Source organism: Hylemonella sp. W303a, from assembly GCF_046452315.1.
GTDB lineage: Bacteria > Pseudomonadota > Gammaproteobacteria > Burkholderiales > Burkholderiaceae_C > Hylemonella.
Map to the genome: position 1 here is coordinate 24,689 of NZ_JBKFDG010000010.1, position 16,218 is coordinate 40,906.

At 63.9% G+C, this 16,218-nt stretch carries 12 protein-coding genes; 9 read left to right on the forward strand and 3 right to left on the reverse strand.

The window, feature by feature from the left end; translation table 11 throughout:
- The first annotated feature begins 78 nt into the window (after positions 1-78).
- The 7 genes from scpA (at position 79) to ACLBKS_RS15865 (ending at position 9,806) form a co-directional block, all read left to right on the forward strand.
- Entirely contained in the window at positions 79-2,268 is a 2,190-nt protein-coding gene (scpA, locus tag ACLBKS_RS15835) for a methylmalonyl-CoA mutase (protein ID WP_410193771.1), read from the forward strand.
- 55 nt (positions 2,269-2,323) lie between these two features.
- A complete protein-coding gene (meaB, locus tag ACLBKS_RS15840; protein WP_410193772.1) occupies positions 2,324-3,484 on the forward strand; it encodes a methylmalonyl Co-A mutase-associated GTPase MeaB in 1,161 nt (386 codons plus the stop codon).
- 39 nt (positions 3,485-3,523) lie between these two features.
- A complete protein-coding gene (locus ACLBKS_RS15845; RefSeq protein WP_410193773.1) occupies positions 3,524-5,056 on the forward strand; it encodes an acyl-CoA carboxylase subunit beta in 1,533 nt (510 codons plus the stop codon).
- 21 nt (positions 5,057-5,077) lie between these two features.
- Positions 5,078-5,368, forward strand: a complete 291-nt coding sequence (locus ACLBKS_RS15850) for a helix-hairpin-helix domain-containing protein (RefSeq protein ID WP_410193774.1) — start codon at positions 5,078-5,080, stop codon at positions 5,366-5,368.
- A gap of 135 nt (positions 5,369-5,503) precedes the next feature.
- Complete coding sequence (locus tag ACLBKS_RS15855; protein WP_410193775.1) at positions 5,504-7,552, forward strand: acetyl-CoA carboxylase biotin carboxylase subunit; 2,049 nt, start codon at positions 5,504-5,506, stop codon at positions 7,550-7,552.
- 63 nt (positions 7,553-7,615) lie between these two features.
- Positions 7,616-8,080 carry a VOC family protein gene (locus ACLBKS_RS15860; RefSeq protein WP_410193776.1) on the forward strand — a complete coding sequence of 155 codons (465 nt, stop codon included), beginning with the start codon at positions 7,616-7,618 and terminating at the stop codon, positions 8,078-8,080.
- A 241-nt stretch (positions 8,081-8,321) separates the two neighbouring features.
- Positions 8,322-9,806 (forward strand): methyl-accepting chemotaxis protein, encoded by a 1,485-nt coding sequence (locus ACLBKS_RS15865; RefSeq protein ID WP_410193777.1) that lies wholly within the window; start codon positions 8,322-8,324, stop codon positions 9,804-9,806.
- A gap of 54 nt (positions 9,807-9,860) precedes the next feature.
- On the opposite strand, the gene ACLBKS_RS15870 is transcribed toward ACLBKS_RS15865, so the two are convergent.
- From ACLBKS_RS15870 to ACLBKS_RS15880, 3 genes are all read right to left on the reverse strand, one after another.
- A complete protein-coding gene (locus ACLBKS_RS15870) occupies positions 9,861-10,547 on the reverse strand; it encodes a LysE family translocator (protein ID WP_410193778.1) in 687 nt (228 codons plus the stop codon).
- A 45-nt stretch (positions 10,548-10,592) separates the two neighbouring features.
- The gene (locus ACLBKS_RS15875) at positions 10,593-11,339 is read right to left on the reverse strand and encodes an RnfABCDGE type electron transport complex subunit B (protein WP_410193779.1); all 747 of its coding nucleotides are present in this window, start codon (positions 11,337-11,339) and stop codon (positions 10,593-10,595) included.
- 67 nt (positions 11,340-11,406) lie between these two features.
- Positions 11,407-12,726 (reverse strand): polyhydroxyalkanoate depolymerase, encoded by a 1,320-nt coding sequence (locus tag ACLBKS_RS15880; RefSeq protein WP_410193780.1) that lies wholly within the window; start codon positions 12,724-12,726, stop codon positions 11,407-11,409.
- Positions 12,727-12,801: 75 nt separating this feature from the next.
- Between ACLBKS_RS15880 and ygiD the strand changes: the two genes are divergently transcribed.
- Together ygiD and ACLBKS_RS15890 are read left to right on the forward strand one after the other, a co-directional pair.
- Positions 12,802-13,668 carry a 4,5-DOPA dioxygenase extradiol gene (ygiD, locus tag ACLBKS_RS15885; RefSeq protein WP_410193781.1) on the forward strand — a complete coding sequence of 289 codons (867 nt, stop codon included), beginning with the start codon at positions 12,802-12,804 and terminating at the stop codon, positions 13,666-13,668.
- Between the two features lie 97 nt (positions 13,669-13,765).
- On the forward strand, positions 13,766-16,174 hold the full coding sequence (locus ACLBKS_RS15890) for an EAL domain-containing protein (protein WP_410193782.1): 2,409 nt from the start codon (positions 13,766-13,768) through the stop codon (positions 16,172-16,174).
- Positions 16,175-16,218 lie beyond the last annotated feature (44 nt).

Here is a 16,218-nt window from a genome sequence, read left to right on the forward strand (position 1 = left end):
TTAAACTCGTTCGCACCTTTGAGGAGACACAAGCGACCGCGCTCGGACAGTTTTGGGGGCGCGCGCGTTCCATCGACCATGAGCCGCAGTCCCGAATCCCGTCCCACCTCGCCACCTGACGCCTCGTCCGCCGCCTTGTCCGACTGGGAGCACGCGGCCCTGAAATCGCTGAAAGGCGAGGCATTGGACAGCCTGAACTGGGTGACGCCCGATGGCATCGCGGTCAAGCCCTTGTACACCGCCCGCGACGTGCAGGGCTTGCCCCACACGGACACGCTGCCGGGATTCGAGCCCTTCCTGCGCGGGCCTCAGGCCACCATGTACGCGGTGCGGCCGTGGACGATCCGTCAATACGCGGGATTTTCGACTGCCGAAGAAAGTAATGCCTTCTACCGTAAGGCCCTGGCGGCCGGGGGGCAGGGCGTGAGCGTGGCTTTTGACCTGGCGACCCACCGCGGTTACGACAGCGATCACCCGCGTGTCTTCGGCGACGTGGGCAAGGCGGGCGTCGCCATCGATTCGGTGGAGGACATGAAAGTCCTGTTCGATGGCATCCCGCTGGACCAGGTCAGCGTGTCCATGACCATGAATGGCGCGGTGCTGCCCGTGTTGGCGGGGTATGTCGTGGCGGCTGAGGAACAGGGGGTGCGTCAAGACCAACTGGCCGGGACGATCCAGAACGACATCCTCAAGGAGTTCATGGTTCGCAACACCTACATCTACCCGCCCGCGCCGAGCATGCGCATCATCGGCGACATCATCGAGTACACCGCCAAGCACATGCCGAAGTTCAACTCGATCTCGATCTCGGGCTACCACATGCAGGAAGCTGGCGCCAACCAGGCGCTGGAGCTCGCCTTCACCCTGGCCGACGGCAAGGAGTACGTCAAGACGGCGCTGGCCAAGGGCCTGGACGTGGACGACTTCGCCGGGCGTCTGAGCTTCTTCTGGGCGGTCGGCATGAACTTCTACCTGGAGATCGCCAAGATGCGCGCGGCGCGCCTGCTCTGGACGCGCATCATGAAGGGCTTCGGCGCCAAGAATCCCAAGAGCCTGATGCTGCGCACGCACAGCCAGACCAGCGGCTGGAGCCTGACCGAGCAGGACCCGTACAACAACATCGTGCGCACCACCATCGAGGCCATGGCGGCGGTGTTCGGTGGCACGCAAAGCCTGCACACCAACAGCTTCGACGAAGCCATCGCCCTGCCCACGGAGTTCTCCGCCCGCATCGCGCGTAACACCCAGCTCATCTTGCAGGAAGAGACCCACATCACCAGCGTGGTCGATCCTTGGGCCGGCAGCTACATGATGGAGAAGCTGACCCAGGACATGGCCGACGCGGCCTGGGCGATCATCGAGGAGGTCGACGCCATGGGCGGCATGACCCAGGCGGTGGACTCGGGCTGGGCGAAGTTGAAGATCGAGGCCGCCGCCGCCGAGAAACAGGCGCGCATCGATTCGGGCCAAGACGTGATCGTCGGGGTCAACAAGTACAAACTGCCCAAGGGCTCCGAGGAAGCCATCGACATCCTGGAGGTGGACAACCACAAGGTGCGTGAGCAGCAGATTGCTCGCCTTCAGCAGATCCGCGCCACGCGCGACGCCTCCGCTGTTCAGTCTGCCCTGGACGCGCTGACGGCCGCTGCCCAAAGCGGGCAGGGCAATCTGCTGGACCTGAGCATCCGCGCCGTGCGGCTGCGCGCCACCGTGGGCGAAGTCAGTGATGCGCTGGAGAAGGTTTTTGGGCGCCATCGCGCCGACACGCAAAAGGTGACCGGTGTGTACGCTGCCGCTTATGACGACGCCGAAGGCTGGGACCGCTTGAAACAGGACATCGCGCAATTCGCGGAGCAGCAAGGCCGACGGCCGCGCGTGCTGATCGCCAAGCTGGGCCAAGACGGCCACGACCGTGGCGCGAAGGTGGTCGCCACCGCTTTCGCCGACCTGGGTTTTGACGTGGACTTGGGCCCGCTGTTCCAAACCCCCGAGGAATGCGCACGCCAGGCCATCGAAAATGATGTGCACGCCGTGGGTGTGTCCACGCTGGCGGCCGGCCACAAGACCCTGGTACCAGCCATCATCGAGGCCCTGAAGCATCAAGGGGGCGACGACATCATCGTCTTCGTGGGGGGGGTCATCCCGCAGCAAGATTACGACTTTCTCTACCAGGCTGGCGTCAAGGGCATCTACGGACCTGGCACGGCGATCCCGGCCAGCGCCCGGGACGTTCTGGCACAGATCAAGAAGGCGCAAGGCGTTCAATGAAGCCAGGTTGGCTGGTTGCGCAAGGCGCGGGGCGGATGCTGCAAGGGCGCCGGTGATGGGTGAATTGAGTTTGTTGAGTGCCTTGCTGAACCAGGCGGCTCCGGTGTTGCAGCGACGTGCCATTGCCAAGGCCATCACCTTGCTCGAATCCACCCGTGCCGACCATCGGTCCCAGGGTGATGAACTGCTGACGGCCGTGCTGCCGCACACGGGTGGCGCGTTCCGCCTCGGTATCAGCGGCGTGCCCGGGGTGGGCAAGTCCACCTTCATCGAGGCCTTGGGCTTGTACCTCATCGAGCACGGGCACCGCGTCGCGGTGCTGGCGGTCGATCCTTCCTCCTCGCTGTCCGGCGGCTCCATCCTCGGCGACAAGACCCGCATGGAAAAACTGTCCGTGCATGAACAAGCCTACATCCGTCCCAGTCCCAGCAGTGGCACTCTGGGCGGCGTGGCGGAGAAGACCCGCGAGGCCATGCTGGTCTGCGAAGCGGCGGGCTATGACGTTGTGATCGTCGAAACCGTGGGTGTGGGGCAGAGCGAAACCGCGGTGCAGGGCATGACCGATATGTTCTGCTTGCTGCAGCTGCCCAATGCGGGCGATGACCTCCAGGCCATCAAGCGCGGCGTGATGGAACTGGTCGATTTGGTGGTCATCAACAAAAGCGATCTGGACAGCGCCGCGGCCACGCGCGCGCAAGCGCAGATCACTTCGGCCTTGCGACTGTTGACCCAGCATGGCAACCCCGCCCGATCGGTGGGTGTCATGGCGCATGCAAGCGCCGCCAAGCCACAGGGGACCGATCTGTCGCCCGAGGACGAGATCGGCGGGGCGAGCGGGGCAGTGCATCCGCCGATGGGCACGGACGAAAAAATCTGGCAGCCTCAGGTCATGCAACTGAGTGCCTTGACCGGCGCGGGCGTGGACCGTTTTTGGGCCACCGTCACCCGGTTTCGCGCCTTGCAGACGGGCAATGGGGCCCTGGGCGCGCGGCGCGAACAGCAGTCCGCCGCCTGGCTGAGGGAACGCATCGACAGCGGTCTGCGGCTGGCCTTCCGTGCCGATCCACGCATCCGGCAGCTGCTGCCGCTTCTGTCGGAGGAGGTGCGGGCCGGACGTGTGGCAGCATCGACCGCCGCGCGGCACCTGCTGCAGGTTTGGGCGGACCGGGCCGCCAGCACTGCGTCAGGACAAGGAACGACGACAATCGAAGGTTGAAAAAAACCAAGAGCGCCTAGAAAGCAGATTGAGGACACCATGCACGATATCCTGGAACAACTGGAAAAGAAGCGCGCCGCCGCGCGCCTTGGCGGAGGTCAGAAGCGCATCGACGCGCAGCACGCCAAGGGCAAGTTGACCGCGCGCGAGCGCATCGAGGTCTTGTTAGACGAAGGCACGTTCGAAGAGTGGGACATGTTCGTTGAGCACCGTTCGGTCGACTTCGGCATGGACGAGCAAAAGGTACCGGGTGACGGCGTGGTCACCGGCTACGGCATGATCAACGGCCGCCTGGTCTTCGTCTATAGCCAGGACTTCACGGTGTTCGGCGGCTCGCTTTCGGAGACGCACGCCGAGAAAATCTGCAAGATCCTGGACCAGGCCATGAAGGTCGGCGCCCCCGTGATTGGGCTCAACGATTCGGGCGGTGCGCGCATCCAGGAAGGCGTCGCTTCCCTGGGTGGGTACGCGGAGGTTTTCCAGCGCAATGTGCTGGCCTCCGGCGTGATCCCGCAGATCAGCATGATCATGGGGCCCAGCGCTGGCGGCGCGGTGTATTCGCCCGCCATCACCGACTTCATCTTCATGGTCAAGGACAGCAGCTACATGTTCGTCACCGGCCCTGACGTGGTCAAGACCGTGACGCACGAGGAAGTCACGGCCGAGGAGCTGGGCGGGGCGCTGACGCACACGACCAAGAGCGGCGTGGCCGATCTGGCCTTCGAGAACGACGTGGAAGCGCTGCTGATGCTGCGCCGACTCTTCAATTACCTGCCGCTGAACAACCGCGAGAAGACGCCGGTGCGCAAGAGCGGTGATCCCATCGACCGCATGGAGCTGGGCCTGGACACGCTGGTGCCTGACAACCCCAACAAGCCTTACGACATGAAGGAGCTGATCGTCAAGACGGTCGACGACGGCGACTTCTTCGAAATCCAGCCCGAGTACGCCAAGAACATCCTGATTGGCTTCGCCCGCATGGACGGTCAGACCGTGGGCATCGTCGCCAACCAGCCGCTGGTGCTGGCCGGCTGCCTGGACATCAAGAGCAGCGTCAAGGCCGCGCGCTTCGTGCGCTTCTGTGACGCCTTCAACATTCCGGTGATCACCTTCGTGGATGTGCCGGGTTTCATGCCTGGCACCAGCCAGGAATACGGCGGCATCATCAAGCACGGCGCCAAGCTGCTCTACGCCTACGCCGAATGCACGGTGCCCAAGATCACCGTCATAACGCGCAAGGCCTACGGCGGCGCCTACGACGTGATGGCGTCCAAGCACCTGCGCGGCGACGTGAACTTCGCCTGGCCCAACGCCGAGATCGCGGTGATGGGCGCCAAGGGCGCGGTGGAGATCATCTTCCGCGAGGAAAAGAGCGACCCGGCCAAGCTCGCGGCGCGTGAAGCCGAGTACAAGGAAAAGTTCGCCAACCCCTTCGTGGCCGGCGCGCGCGGTTACATCGACGACGTGATCCAGCCACACGAGACGCGCAAGCGCATCTGCCGCTCCTTGGTCATGCTCAAGGACAAGAAGCTGGACAACCCGTGGCGCAAGCACGGCAACATTCCGCTCTGAAGGTTTGGCGCGAGTTGGCCCATGCCCAAGGCGATGAACTCGCAACAGGCCCGCGAGCTGACTGACATTCCGAACATCGGCAGGTCGATGGCGGAAGATTTGCGTGGCCTCGGCATCGAGACGCCAGCCCAGGTCAGGTCGATGGACCCCGTCACAGTCTATGAGCAATTGCGAGGCCCGATGGGTGAACGTCATGACCCGTGCGTGCTGGACACCTTTCTCGCGGCGCATGACTTCATGAATGGCGGAACCGCCCGCCCGTGGTGGGATTTCACGGCCCGGCGCAAGGCGCTGCTGGCCCGACAACGTTGAGACAGGACAAGAACATGTTCAAGAAAATTTTGATAGCGAATCGGGGTGACCAGCCGCAAAGCGGCGCAGCAGCGAAGCTAAATTGCATGGCACGCGTAGCGTGCGCAGGCGATCGCACCTCGATGGAGAAGGCCTATGTTTAAAAAAATTCTGATTGCCAATCGAGGTGAAATCGCCTGTCGCGTGATCGCGACGGCGAAGAAGATGGGCATCGCCACCGTGGCCGTGTACTCCGAGGCCGACCGCGACGCGCGGCACGTGATGCTGGCCGACGAGGCCGTGCTACTCGGCCCCGCGCCCAGCCGCGAGAGCTACCTGGTTGCTGACAAGATCATCGCCGCCGCGAAACAGACGGGCGCTCAAGCCATCCACCCCGGTTACGGCTTCCTGTCCGAGAACGAGGACTTCGCCAAGCGCGTGGAGGACGAAGGTCTCGTGTTCATCGGCCCCAAGCACTACAGCATCGCTGCCATGGGCGACAAGATCGCGTCCAAGAAGCTGGCGGGCGAAGCGAAGGTGAACACCATCCCCGGCCACAACGCGCCCATCGAATCGCCCGATGAGGCCGTGAAGATCGCGCAGAAGATCGGCTACCCCGTGATGATCAAGGCCAGCGCGGGTGGCGGCGGCAAGGGCTTGCGCGTGGCGCACAACGACAAGGAATGCTTCGAGGGTTTCACGAGCTGCCGCAACGAGGCGCGCAACAGCTTTGGCGACGACCGCGTGTTCATGGAGAAGTTCGTCGAAGAGCCGCGTCACATCGAGATCCAGGTGCTGGGCGACGCGCAGGGCAACGTCATTTACCTGAACGAGCGCGAGTGCTCGATTCAGCGCCGCCACCAAAAGGTCATCGAAGAGGCGCCGTCCCCGTTCATCAGCGACGCGACGCGCAAGGCCATGGGTGAGCAGGCCGTGGCCCTGGCCAAGGCCGTGAAGTACCAAAGCGCGGGCACGGTCGAGTTCGTGGTCGGCAAGGACCAGAGCTTTTATTTCCTGGAGATGAACACGCGCCTGCAGGTCGAACACCCGGTGACGGAATGCATCACCGGCCTGGACCTGGTGGAGTTGATGATCCGCGTGGCGGCCGGGGAGAAGCTGCCGCTCACGCAGGCCGACGTCAAGCGCAATGGTTGGGCCATCGAGTGCCGCATCAACGCCGAAGACCCCTACCGCAACTTCCTGCCGAGCACCGGGCGCCTGGTGCGCTTCACGCCGCCGCCGCAGACCATGTGGCAGGCCAACACGCAGCAGCTCAACGGGGTGCGCGTGGACACCGGCGTGCAGGAGGGTGGCGAGATTCCCATGCACTACGACTCGATGATCGCCAAGCTCATCGTGCACGGCAAGGACCGCAAGGAAGCCATCGCCAAGATGCGCGCCGCGCTCAACGGCTTCGTGGTGCGAGGCATCAGCAGCAATATCCCCTTCCAGGCCGCGCTGCTGGCGCATCCGGATTTCGTCTCGGGGGCCTTCAACACCGGCTTCATCGCCCAGCATTACGGCAAGGGTTTCAACGCGGACAGCGTGGCTCATGAAGACCCCGACTTCCTGGTGGCACTGGCCGCTTTCGTGCGGCGCAAATCCCGTGAACGCACCACCACGCTGACCGGCCAACTGCCGGGCTACACGGTGAACGCGGGCAGTGACTATGTGGTGATCACCCTCGCAGTCGACGGCCGGCATGTTCACACCCCCGTGCATGTGGATGAGTTCGTGGGTGAGACCGGCATGGCCCGTGTTCGGGTGGGTGCGCGAAACTACGAGATCCGCAGCAATTCCCGCCTCAACGACATCATCATCGCAGGCACGGTGGACGGCCATCCCTTCACCACCCAGGTGGAGCGCGGCACGGCCAAGAACCCCCTGGCCCTGCGCCTGCGGCACAACGGTGCTCAGATCGAGACCCTGGTCATCTCGCCGCGCATGGCCGAACTCCACAAGCTGATGCCGCACAAGGCGCCGCCGGACATGAGCAAATACGTCCTGTCGCCCATGCCTGGCCTGTTGGTCGATGTGGCCGTGCAGCCAGGTCAGAAGGTCCAGGCCGGTGAGCGCGTGGCCGTCATCGAGGCGATGAAAATGGAGAACGTGCTGTTCGCCGCCGCCGATGGCGTGGTGGGCAAGGTGTTGGCGGCCAAGGGCGAATCGCTGACGGTGGACCAGCCCATCATCGAGTTTGCTTGACGAGCGAATTGCCCGCGCGCCTGGGCCAAACCCTGTCCTGTCCGACTTGATGGAGAAATCACCATGAGCCAGCGCCCCTTCAAGATCCTGGGTGTGCAGCAAATCGCCGTTGGCGGCTTGGACAAGGCCCGCTTGCGCACGCTCTGGGTCGACATGCTGGGCGTGCCGGTGACAGGCAACTTCCGCAGCGCGGCCGAGAACGTCGACGAGGACATTTGCACCATCGGCCGTGGCCCTCACGCCGTGGAGGTTGACCTGATGCAGCCACTTGATCCCGACCAGAAACCCGCGGTCCACGCCACGCCGCTCAACCATGTGGGCTTGTGGGTGGATGACTTGCCCAAGGCTTACGCATGGCTGACGGAGCAGGGCGTGCGCTTCGCGCCGGGTGGCATTCGCAAGGGTGCGGCGGGCCATGACATCTGCTTCCTGCATCCCAAGGCCAACGACGCTTTCCCGATCGCGGGTGAAGGCGTGTTGATCGAGCTGGTGCAGGCGCCGCCAGACGTGAGGGCTGCGCTCGCCTGAGTGCGCGCTGAGCCTCGCTCTTGTCGAGGCGCCCACCGCCTGATCGCTTAGGGGCAAACCCGTTGCGGTTGCGCTGGGCTGCCACCTATACTGCCTTTGGCGGTATTTCTGATATCAGCGATCGTTCTAGCCGTTGGCGCATGGAGGCTGTGCCGAGGTGCATGCCATCGCGCACGGACGTCTGCTCATCCCTCTCAGGACAAGATCGGTGCGATTCTTTTTTTCTCCCGGTGTGCGCTTGATGCGACGATTGCCCTTGTTGGGCAAGTTCCTGCTGTTGCTGCTCTTCATGCTGCTCGCCGTGTTGGCGCCCTGGCTGGGCGCTGGCACGCCTTGGGCCTGGGAAGGAAGCCTGCTCGCGGGTGCGCTGGTGATTTACTTGATGGCGACTTTCCATCTCAGCCTGAGCGCCGATATCCGGCGCGTCGTGCGGCTCATGGAGCAGGCCGCCCACGGCGATCTGCGTGGCGTGACCAGCGCCCAAGCCGAGGCACAAGGACATGACGAGGTGGCAGCCCTGGACAGGTCTGTGCGTGGCATGGTCAACAGCCTTTCCGCCATGGTCGCGCGCATTCGCAGCAACTCCGCCTTGGTGGCTCAGGCGGGGCAAAGCCTGGCCTACAGCAGCCGGGAGTTGTCCGAGCGCACCGAGCAGCAGGCCGCCAACCTGGAGCAGACCGCCAGCAGCGTGCAGGATGTGGCCTCTTCCGTCCAAGGCAATGCCGTCGCCACGCAGCAGGCCACGGCGCAGGCGGCCGAGGTGCGTGGCGTGGCCGAAGGCGGCGCGCAGGCAATGACGGCCGTGGTCCAAACGGTGGAGGCCAGTCAGGGCAGCGCTCAGCGCATGAACGAGATCATCGGTGTGATTGACGGCATCGCCTTCCAGACCAACATCCTGGCCTTGAATGCGGCGGTGGAGGCGGCACGCGCAGGCGAGGCTGGGCGCGGTTTTGCCGTGGTTGCGACCGAAGTGAGAACCCTGGCCCAGCGCTCGTCCGATGCCGCCAAGGAGATCCGTGCGCTCATCTTGTCATCCGCGGGGCAAGTGGGCGAGAGCGTGGCACAGATCCGTGCGATGGGCGGCGACATCGGGCGCATCGTTGATGGCATCCGTGGCGTTTCTGACCGCATGAACGACATCTCGGCGTCCAGCGTGGCCCAAAGCAGTTCGCTCGCTCAGATCACGGCCGCCATCCAGCAACTCGACGAGATCACCCAGCGCAATGTGTCCATGGTGGAGCACGCGGTTGAGCAGGCCATGAAGCTGGGCGAGCGGGCTTCGACGCTGGCCGAGGCCGTGGCGAGTTTCCGCTTGCAGCAGGGAACAGCGGACGAAGCCTTGGCGCTGGTGCGGCGCGCCGTCGCCTATCGGCAGCACGTCACGCGGGAAGCCTATCCCAGGGGGCTGACAGCCTCCGATCCTGATCCGAGGAAAGGCTTTCACGACCGAGACATGTACATCTTCGCCCTGGACCGCGAGGGGCACTATGTGGCCTTCGGCGGCAACCAGACCAAGGTCGGCACGCGGGTGCAGGACATCCCGGGTGTGGATGGTCATGGCCTGCTGCAGGCCATCGTGAGCCAGGCCGAACGTGAGCCGGGCTGGGTGGAGTACGACATCACCAACCCCGTCACGGGCAAGGTGCAGACCAAGATGTCGTATGTCCAGCGCGTTGATGACCTGTACGTGGGCTGCGGCGTTTACAAGGAGCTGGTGGCCACCTGAGGCTCGGGGCTTGCGCGTGGCGCTTGCCTCTGCCGGGGCGGCTCAGACCCTCGCTCAAGTCTTGCGGTGCATCGCCAGCACCAGGGCCAGAACCCACACCCCCGCCGCACAGGCGCGGTTGAGCAGTGTCAGGCCTCGCCGCGTCAGCAGCCGCACGAATTGGTGCCCAGCGCTGGCGTAGGCCACCATGACCAGTGTGTCCAGCCCCAGGAAAATCAGGCCCAGAAGAAGGTACTGCGGTGCCTGTGGTGCGCCGGGATCGACGAACTGTGGCAAGAACGCGCCAAAGAACAGCAGGGTCTTGGGATTGGAAATGGCGACGTTGAAGCTGCGCAGGAAGGCGGTTCGTGGGGTCAGAGTCGAGCCAGTGGCCGATCCGGTGTCGGGCGTCATTGCGGTGGCAGCCCCGGTATCCCTCGTTGAGGACGACTGGGGCAGAGTGTCCTTCAGTGGCTGGGGCGGGGTCCGCCACAGCTGCCAGCCCATCCAGCACAGGTACACCACGCCCAGCCAACGCAGTGCGTTGAACCAAGCCTCCGAGGCGGCAAGCAAGCCGCCCAGACCCAAGCCAGTCGCGGTGATCAGCAGGCCCGCCCCCACGTTGGCGCCCAGCATGCCGAACGCCGCGATGCGCATGCCAGCAGTCGCGCCATTTGACAAGGTGAGCAGCATGGTGGGGCCAGGCGTCAGCGCCAGCAGCAAGGACGAGCTGATGAAAAGCAACAGCGCTGTGCTGGGCATGGTGTCAATCTAGAAGCACAGGGCCGGGATTCAGAAGCGGGTGCATCATGAGCCTGTGCGGGATCCTTCGGGGTGGCGCGGATCGTCCTCGTTCGGCGACTGTGCCGTGAGGGCACGTTGTTGTGCCGCCGCCATTGCGGCTTCGATCAGGGCGCGTTTGCGCTCTAGCACGACGGGGTCGGTCAGCTGACTGTGCGCGGAAAGGTCCGCGAGTTTGGCCCGCGCCTGGGCTGCCAGTCTTTCTCGGTTTTCATGCGCCTCGCGCCGCAAGCGCATCTGATGAAAGTCGTAACGTTGGCGCGCCATCACCGCCTGCGCGGGACTCCAAGCCGACCACCCCGTGGGCGTGGGCGCCATGGCCGAGCCATCGTGTGTCACAGGTTCCATGCGGATGCAATCCACCGGGCACACCGGGATGCACAGTTCGCAGCCCGTGCAGTACGCGTCAATCACCGTGTGCATGTGCTTATTGCCACCCAGGATAGCGTCGGTCGGACAGACCTTGAGGCACAGCGTGCAGCCAATGCACCAGTCTTCGTCGATCACGGCCACCGTCATCGGCCCCTCGCTGCCGCAGGCCGCGTCCAGCTGCTGGACGGGCTGGTGGGTGAGCGCAGCGAGCCGGCGGACGCCCTCGGCTCCACCCGGCGGACAACGGTTGATGGCTGCGCCCTGGTCCACGATGGCTTGGGCATAGGCCGCGCAGTCAGGGTAGCCGCAGCGCTGGCACTGAGTCTGGGGCAGCGCATCGAGGATCAGCTGAGCCAGGTTGGGGGCGTCGGGGGCAACCATACCTGCGATTATCGGTGCCTTGCCGCGAGAGATGACGTGAGCGCCGCGACCGGGTCGCGTGCCTGACTCAGCTCGTGCTTGCTTCCGTGTTTTTCGCGCCCCGATTGCCCGGCGGCTTGGTCTGGACGTTGTGAGAGAGGATGAATTCACGCACGGTCGGATAGACCTTCTCTCGCCAGCGTCGTCCCGAGAAGATGCCGTAGTGCCCCGCGCCCTGGGCTTCGTAGTGGTGCTTGCGGGCTTCGGGCACGCTTGTGCACAGGGCATGCACGGCCCGCGTCTGTCCCGAGCCCGAAATGTCGTCCAACTCACCTTCCACCGACAGCAGGGCGGTGTCCCGAATGTCCTGAGGGCGCACCCGGCGCGTCTGACCATCGTCGTCCTTGACGTCCCAGGTCCCATTCACCAGCTTGAAGTCCTGGAAAACGGTTTGGATGGTTTCGAGGTAGTAGTCCGCGTCCATGTCGAGCACGGCGTTGTACTCGTCGTAGAAGGTGCGGTGGGCTTCGGCACTGGCGTCATCGCCCTTGAGCAGATGTTCGAAAAAATCGTAGTGGCTCTTGGCGTGGTGTTCCGGGTTCATGGCCACGAAACCGGCGTGCTGCAGAAAACCGGGGTAAACACGCCGTCCCGCGCCGGGGAAGCTACTGGGAACGCGGTAGATCACATTGTTCTCGAACCAGTCGTAGCTCTTGGTCATCGCCAGGTTGTTCACGGCGGTGGGTGACTTGCGCGCGTCAATAGGGCCGCCCATCATGGTCATGGACAAGGGAAGACGCTCGCGCTTGCTGGCCATCAGCGACACCGCCGCCAGCACCGGCACGGTGGGCTGGCAGACGCTCATCACGTGGCAATTGCCGTACCCATCTTGCAGGTAGCGGATGAAGGCCTGGACGTAATTGACATAGTCATCCAGGTGGAACTCGCCTTCGGACAGCGGGACGATGCGCGCGTTCTTCCAGTCCGTGATGTAGACCTTGTGGTCCCGCAGCATGGTGCGCACGGTGTCGCGCAGAAGCGTCGCGTAGTGTCCCGACAGCGGGGCGACGATCAGCACCACGGGCTGGCCCTTGAGCTTGGACAGTGTGGCCGTGTCGTCCGAGAAACGCTTGAATCGGCGCAACTGGCAGAAGGGCAGCTCCATTTCCACCCGCTCGTGGATCGCGACGTCCACGCCGTCCACCGGCACCGTCCGGATACCGAATTCTGGCTTTTCATAGTCCTTGCCCAATCGGTGCAGCAAGGCGTACCCGGCCGCCAAGCGCTGGGCTTGTGGCAGATGGGCCAGTGGCAGCAGGGGGTTGTTGAAGCTCCTGGCCATCACATTGGCCAGGTCGGCAAAAGGCTCCATCAAGGAGCGCTGAGCTTCGTAGAGTTGGTAAAGCATAAAGACCACTCCTGCGCCGGACTGGCGCTTTGGGTATGCTGCGGTGCAATATATCAGTTGGGAACCCTGAACACCATGTCCATTTCCATCCCCGGCCTCAACTTGGACGCCACCGATGTCGCCATGCCGGTACTTTTCATTGGCCACGGCAGTCCGATGAACGTGATCGAGGACAACGCCTACCGGCGCAGTTGGCAAGCTTTGGGGGCGGCGTTCGGAGCGGGTGGACGCTGGCCCCGCCCACGCCTCATCCTGTGCATATCGGCGCACTGGCTGTCCGAGGGCTGGTGGCTCACGGGCCAGGCGCGCCCGCGCACCATTCACGATTTTGGCGGTTTTCCCGCGGAGCTGTTCGCGCAGCAATACCCGGCGCCCGGGGCGCCCGACGCCGCCCGCGCCATCGCCGACTGGTTGGGCGACGACTGGGGCGTTGGCGTGGATGACAGTGTGGGCGAGCAGGGTTGGGGCTTTGACCACGGCAGTTGGGGCGTGCTCAAGCCCATGTTTCCCGCCGCGGACATTCCCATGGTGCAACTCAGCATGGATTACCACCGCTCACCTGCGGACCATTTCGCCTTGGGTGCCCGGCTGGCTGCCTTGCGCGAGCGTGGGGTGCTGATCGTGGGCAGCGGCAACATCGTGCACAACCTGCGTGCTGCCCGCTGGGGCGCCAGTGATGACAGTGGCGCGTACGACTGGGCCCGCGCCTTTGACTCGGAGATCGCCCGCCGCATCGAAGTCGGTGAATTGGCGGCGCTGGCCAATTTCCAGCAGTTGGGCGACTCAGCCCGCCTGTCTCAACCCACCCATGAACATTTCTTGCCGCTGTTGTACGCGGCGGGTGCCGCCGACGCGCGGCGTGACCAAGTGGAGTTTTTCAATGCCGGCATCCAGATGGCCTCGATCTCCATGCGTTCGGTCGTCTGGAGTCGCGGCACGTGATGCTCGTCACGCCCGGTCTGGCCCGGTTGTAAGGGGTTGCGACAGGGCTGAAACCCACCTCCCTGCCGTATAAGATCATGGGAACCGGATGGCGACCATGGCCCACCTCTTCAAAAACCTGAGTCTCAAGGCTCGGCTCCTGCTCACTATTTTGCCGCTGGTGGTCTCTGGGCTCTGGTTGCTTGCAGTGCGGGTGACCGGGGTCATGCAAACCGAGCTTGAGCAGATGTTGTCGGCTCAGCTGACAACGACCGTCGAGTACGTGACCACCGACCTGGACAGCAAGATCCAGCTGCGTCATGACGGTATGGCCCTGATCGCATCGGGCATCACGCCCGCTCTGCTCGCATCTCCGTCGGCTCTCTCCGCTTATCTCCAGCAAAAGAGGATGCCCTTGAGCATCTTTCCGACGGGCGTGTTCGTTGCCAACGCGGATGGCGTCATCGTGGGTGAGCAAATTCCTTTGCCTGGGCGTTTGGGCGGATTGATCACCAAAAGTTCCTACTTCTTGGAGACCCTGCGTACGGGCGAGCCCGTCATCAGCGAGCCCCGAATCGGCCAGGTGGCTCAAAAACCGATCGTCTTCATTACCCAGCCCTTGAAGAACGCTGTAGGGCGCACGGTCGGGGTGCTGGCCGCCGCCATGTACCCGGGGGACAGCCATTTGTTTGGCAAGCTCGAATCTATCAAGCTTGGTCAATCCGGTAGCTTCGTCGTGATGGCGCCCCAACATAACCTGATCGTCTCCGCCACCGAGCAGTCGCGTGTCATGCAGCCGATGCCCGAAAAGGGCTTGAATCCGCTGCTGGATCGCCGCCTCCAGGAGGGTTATGACGGTCCGGGAGTGTCGGTTACATCCTTGGGCATCGAGACATTCTCGGTCAGTCGCCGCATGAAGACCACGGGCTGGTTGGTCGTGGCCGGAGTGCCGACTCAGGAGGCGTTCGCCTCCATCGCCGCCTTGCGGTGGCAGGTGTACCTGGCAGCTTTTCTCTTGTCCGTGGTCGTGGGATGGGTGCTGTACCAAATCTTGCGTCGCCAGTGGGCGCCCATCGATGTGGCGGGCGCCCGCATTCGGCGCATGACCGAGGGGCGTGAGCCATTCGCACCTTTGCCCATCGAGCGCAAGGACGAAATCGGGTCTTTGCTGGATGATTTCAACGAGCTGATCCTATGGCGCAAGAAAGCGGAGCGTCAGATGGAGTACCTGGCGCACCACGACACGCTCACTGGGTTGCCCAACCGCGTGCTGGCCCAGGACCGTTTCGCGCAGGCCAAGTCCCGGGCCGACCGCGAGAACATGAAGCTGGCCTTGCTCTTCCTCGATCTGGATGGGTTCAAGACCATCAACGACTCACTGGGCCACGGCGTGGGCGACGCCCTGCTGCAGCAGATCGCCGTACGCCTGGGCGGTTGTGTGCGCGACAGCGACACCATCAGCCGATTGGGGGGGGATGAGTTCCTCGTGCTGCTGTCCGACATCTCGAGCGCGGACGACACGGCGCCGGTGCTGCTCAAGGTGCTGGAGCGCCTGCATGAGCCAGTGCGCGTCGAGAGCCGGGAGTTATCGACGTCCGTGTCCATCGGCGTGTCCATCTATCCGGACGATGGCCGCGACTTCGACACCTTGCTGAAGAAGGCCGACATGGCGATGTACCGCGCCAAGGACGCGGGGCGCAATACTTACCGCTATTTCGATGAGCAGATGAACGTCGAGGCGGTCGAGCAGCTGGCCTTGCGCAGTGATCTGCGGCATGCCCTGGAGCGCTCGGAATTTGTGCTGCACTACCAGCCGCAGATCGAATTGGCGACCGGGCGCGTGGTCGGTGCCGAGGCGCTGGTGCGCTGGAATCACCCCGAGCGCGGCATGGTGCTGCCGGCCCGCTTCATCCCTGCGGCCGAGGAAAGCGGGCTCATCATCCCACTGGGTGCCTGGGTCATGCACGAGGCCTGCCGGCAGGCCGCCGCCTGGCGCCGGGCAGGTCTGCCGTCCCTCGTGATGGCGGTCAATCTCTCTGCCGTGCAATTCCGGCGCGGTGATGTGGAACAGACGGTGTTGGCCGTGCTCGAAGCCGCCGGCTTGCCTTCCGAATGGCTGGAGCTGGAGCTGACCGAATCCATCCTGATTCACGAGTCCGAAGGCGTGCTGGCCACGGTGCGTCGCCTCAAGCAGCAGGGCGTGCGTTTTTCCATCGACGATTTCGGCACGGGTTATTCCAGCCTGTCCTACCTCAAGCGCTTCGAGATCGACAAGCTCAAGATCGACCGATCCTTCGTCCGCGATCTGGCCGTGGACGCCGACGACGCCGCCATCGTGCGCGCCATCATTCAAATGGCCCGCAGCCTGGGCCTGTCGACCATCGCCGAGGGTGTCGAAACCGACGAAATGCTTTCGCGACTGCGCGCGTTCGGCTGCGACGAGGCTCAGGGATACTACTTCGCGCGACCCATGCCGGTTCAGGAGTTCGAGTGCTATTTGCGCGAACAAAATGCACGCGCCGATTGAGGCATGGATGGAACCCAGAAAAAAAGCCGCCCAAGGGCGGCTTT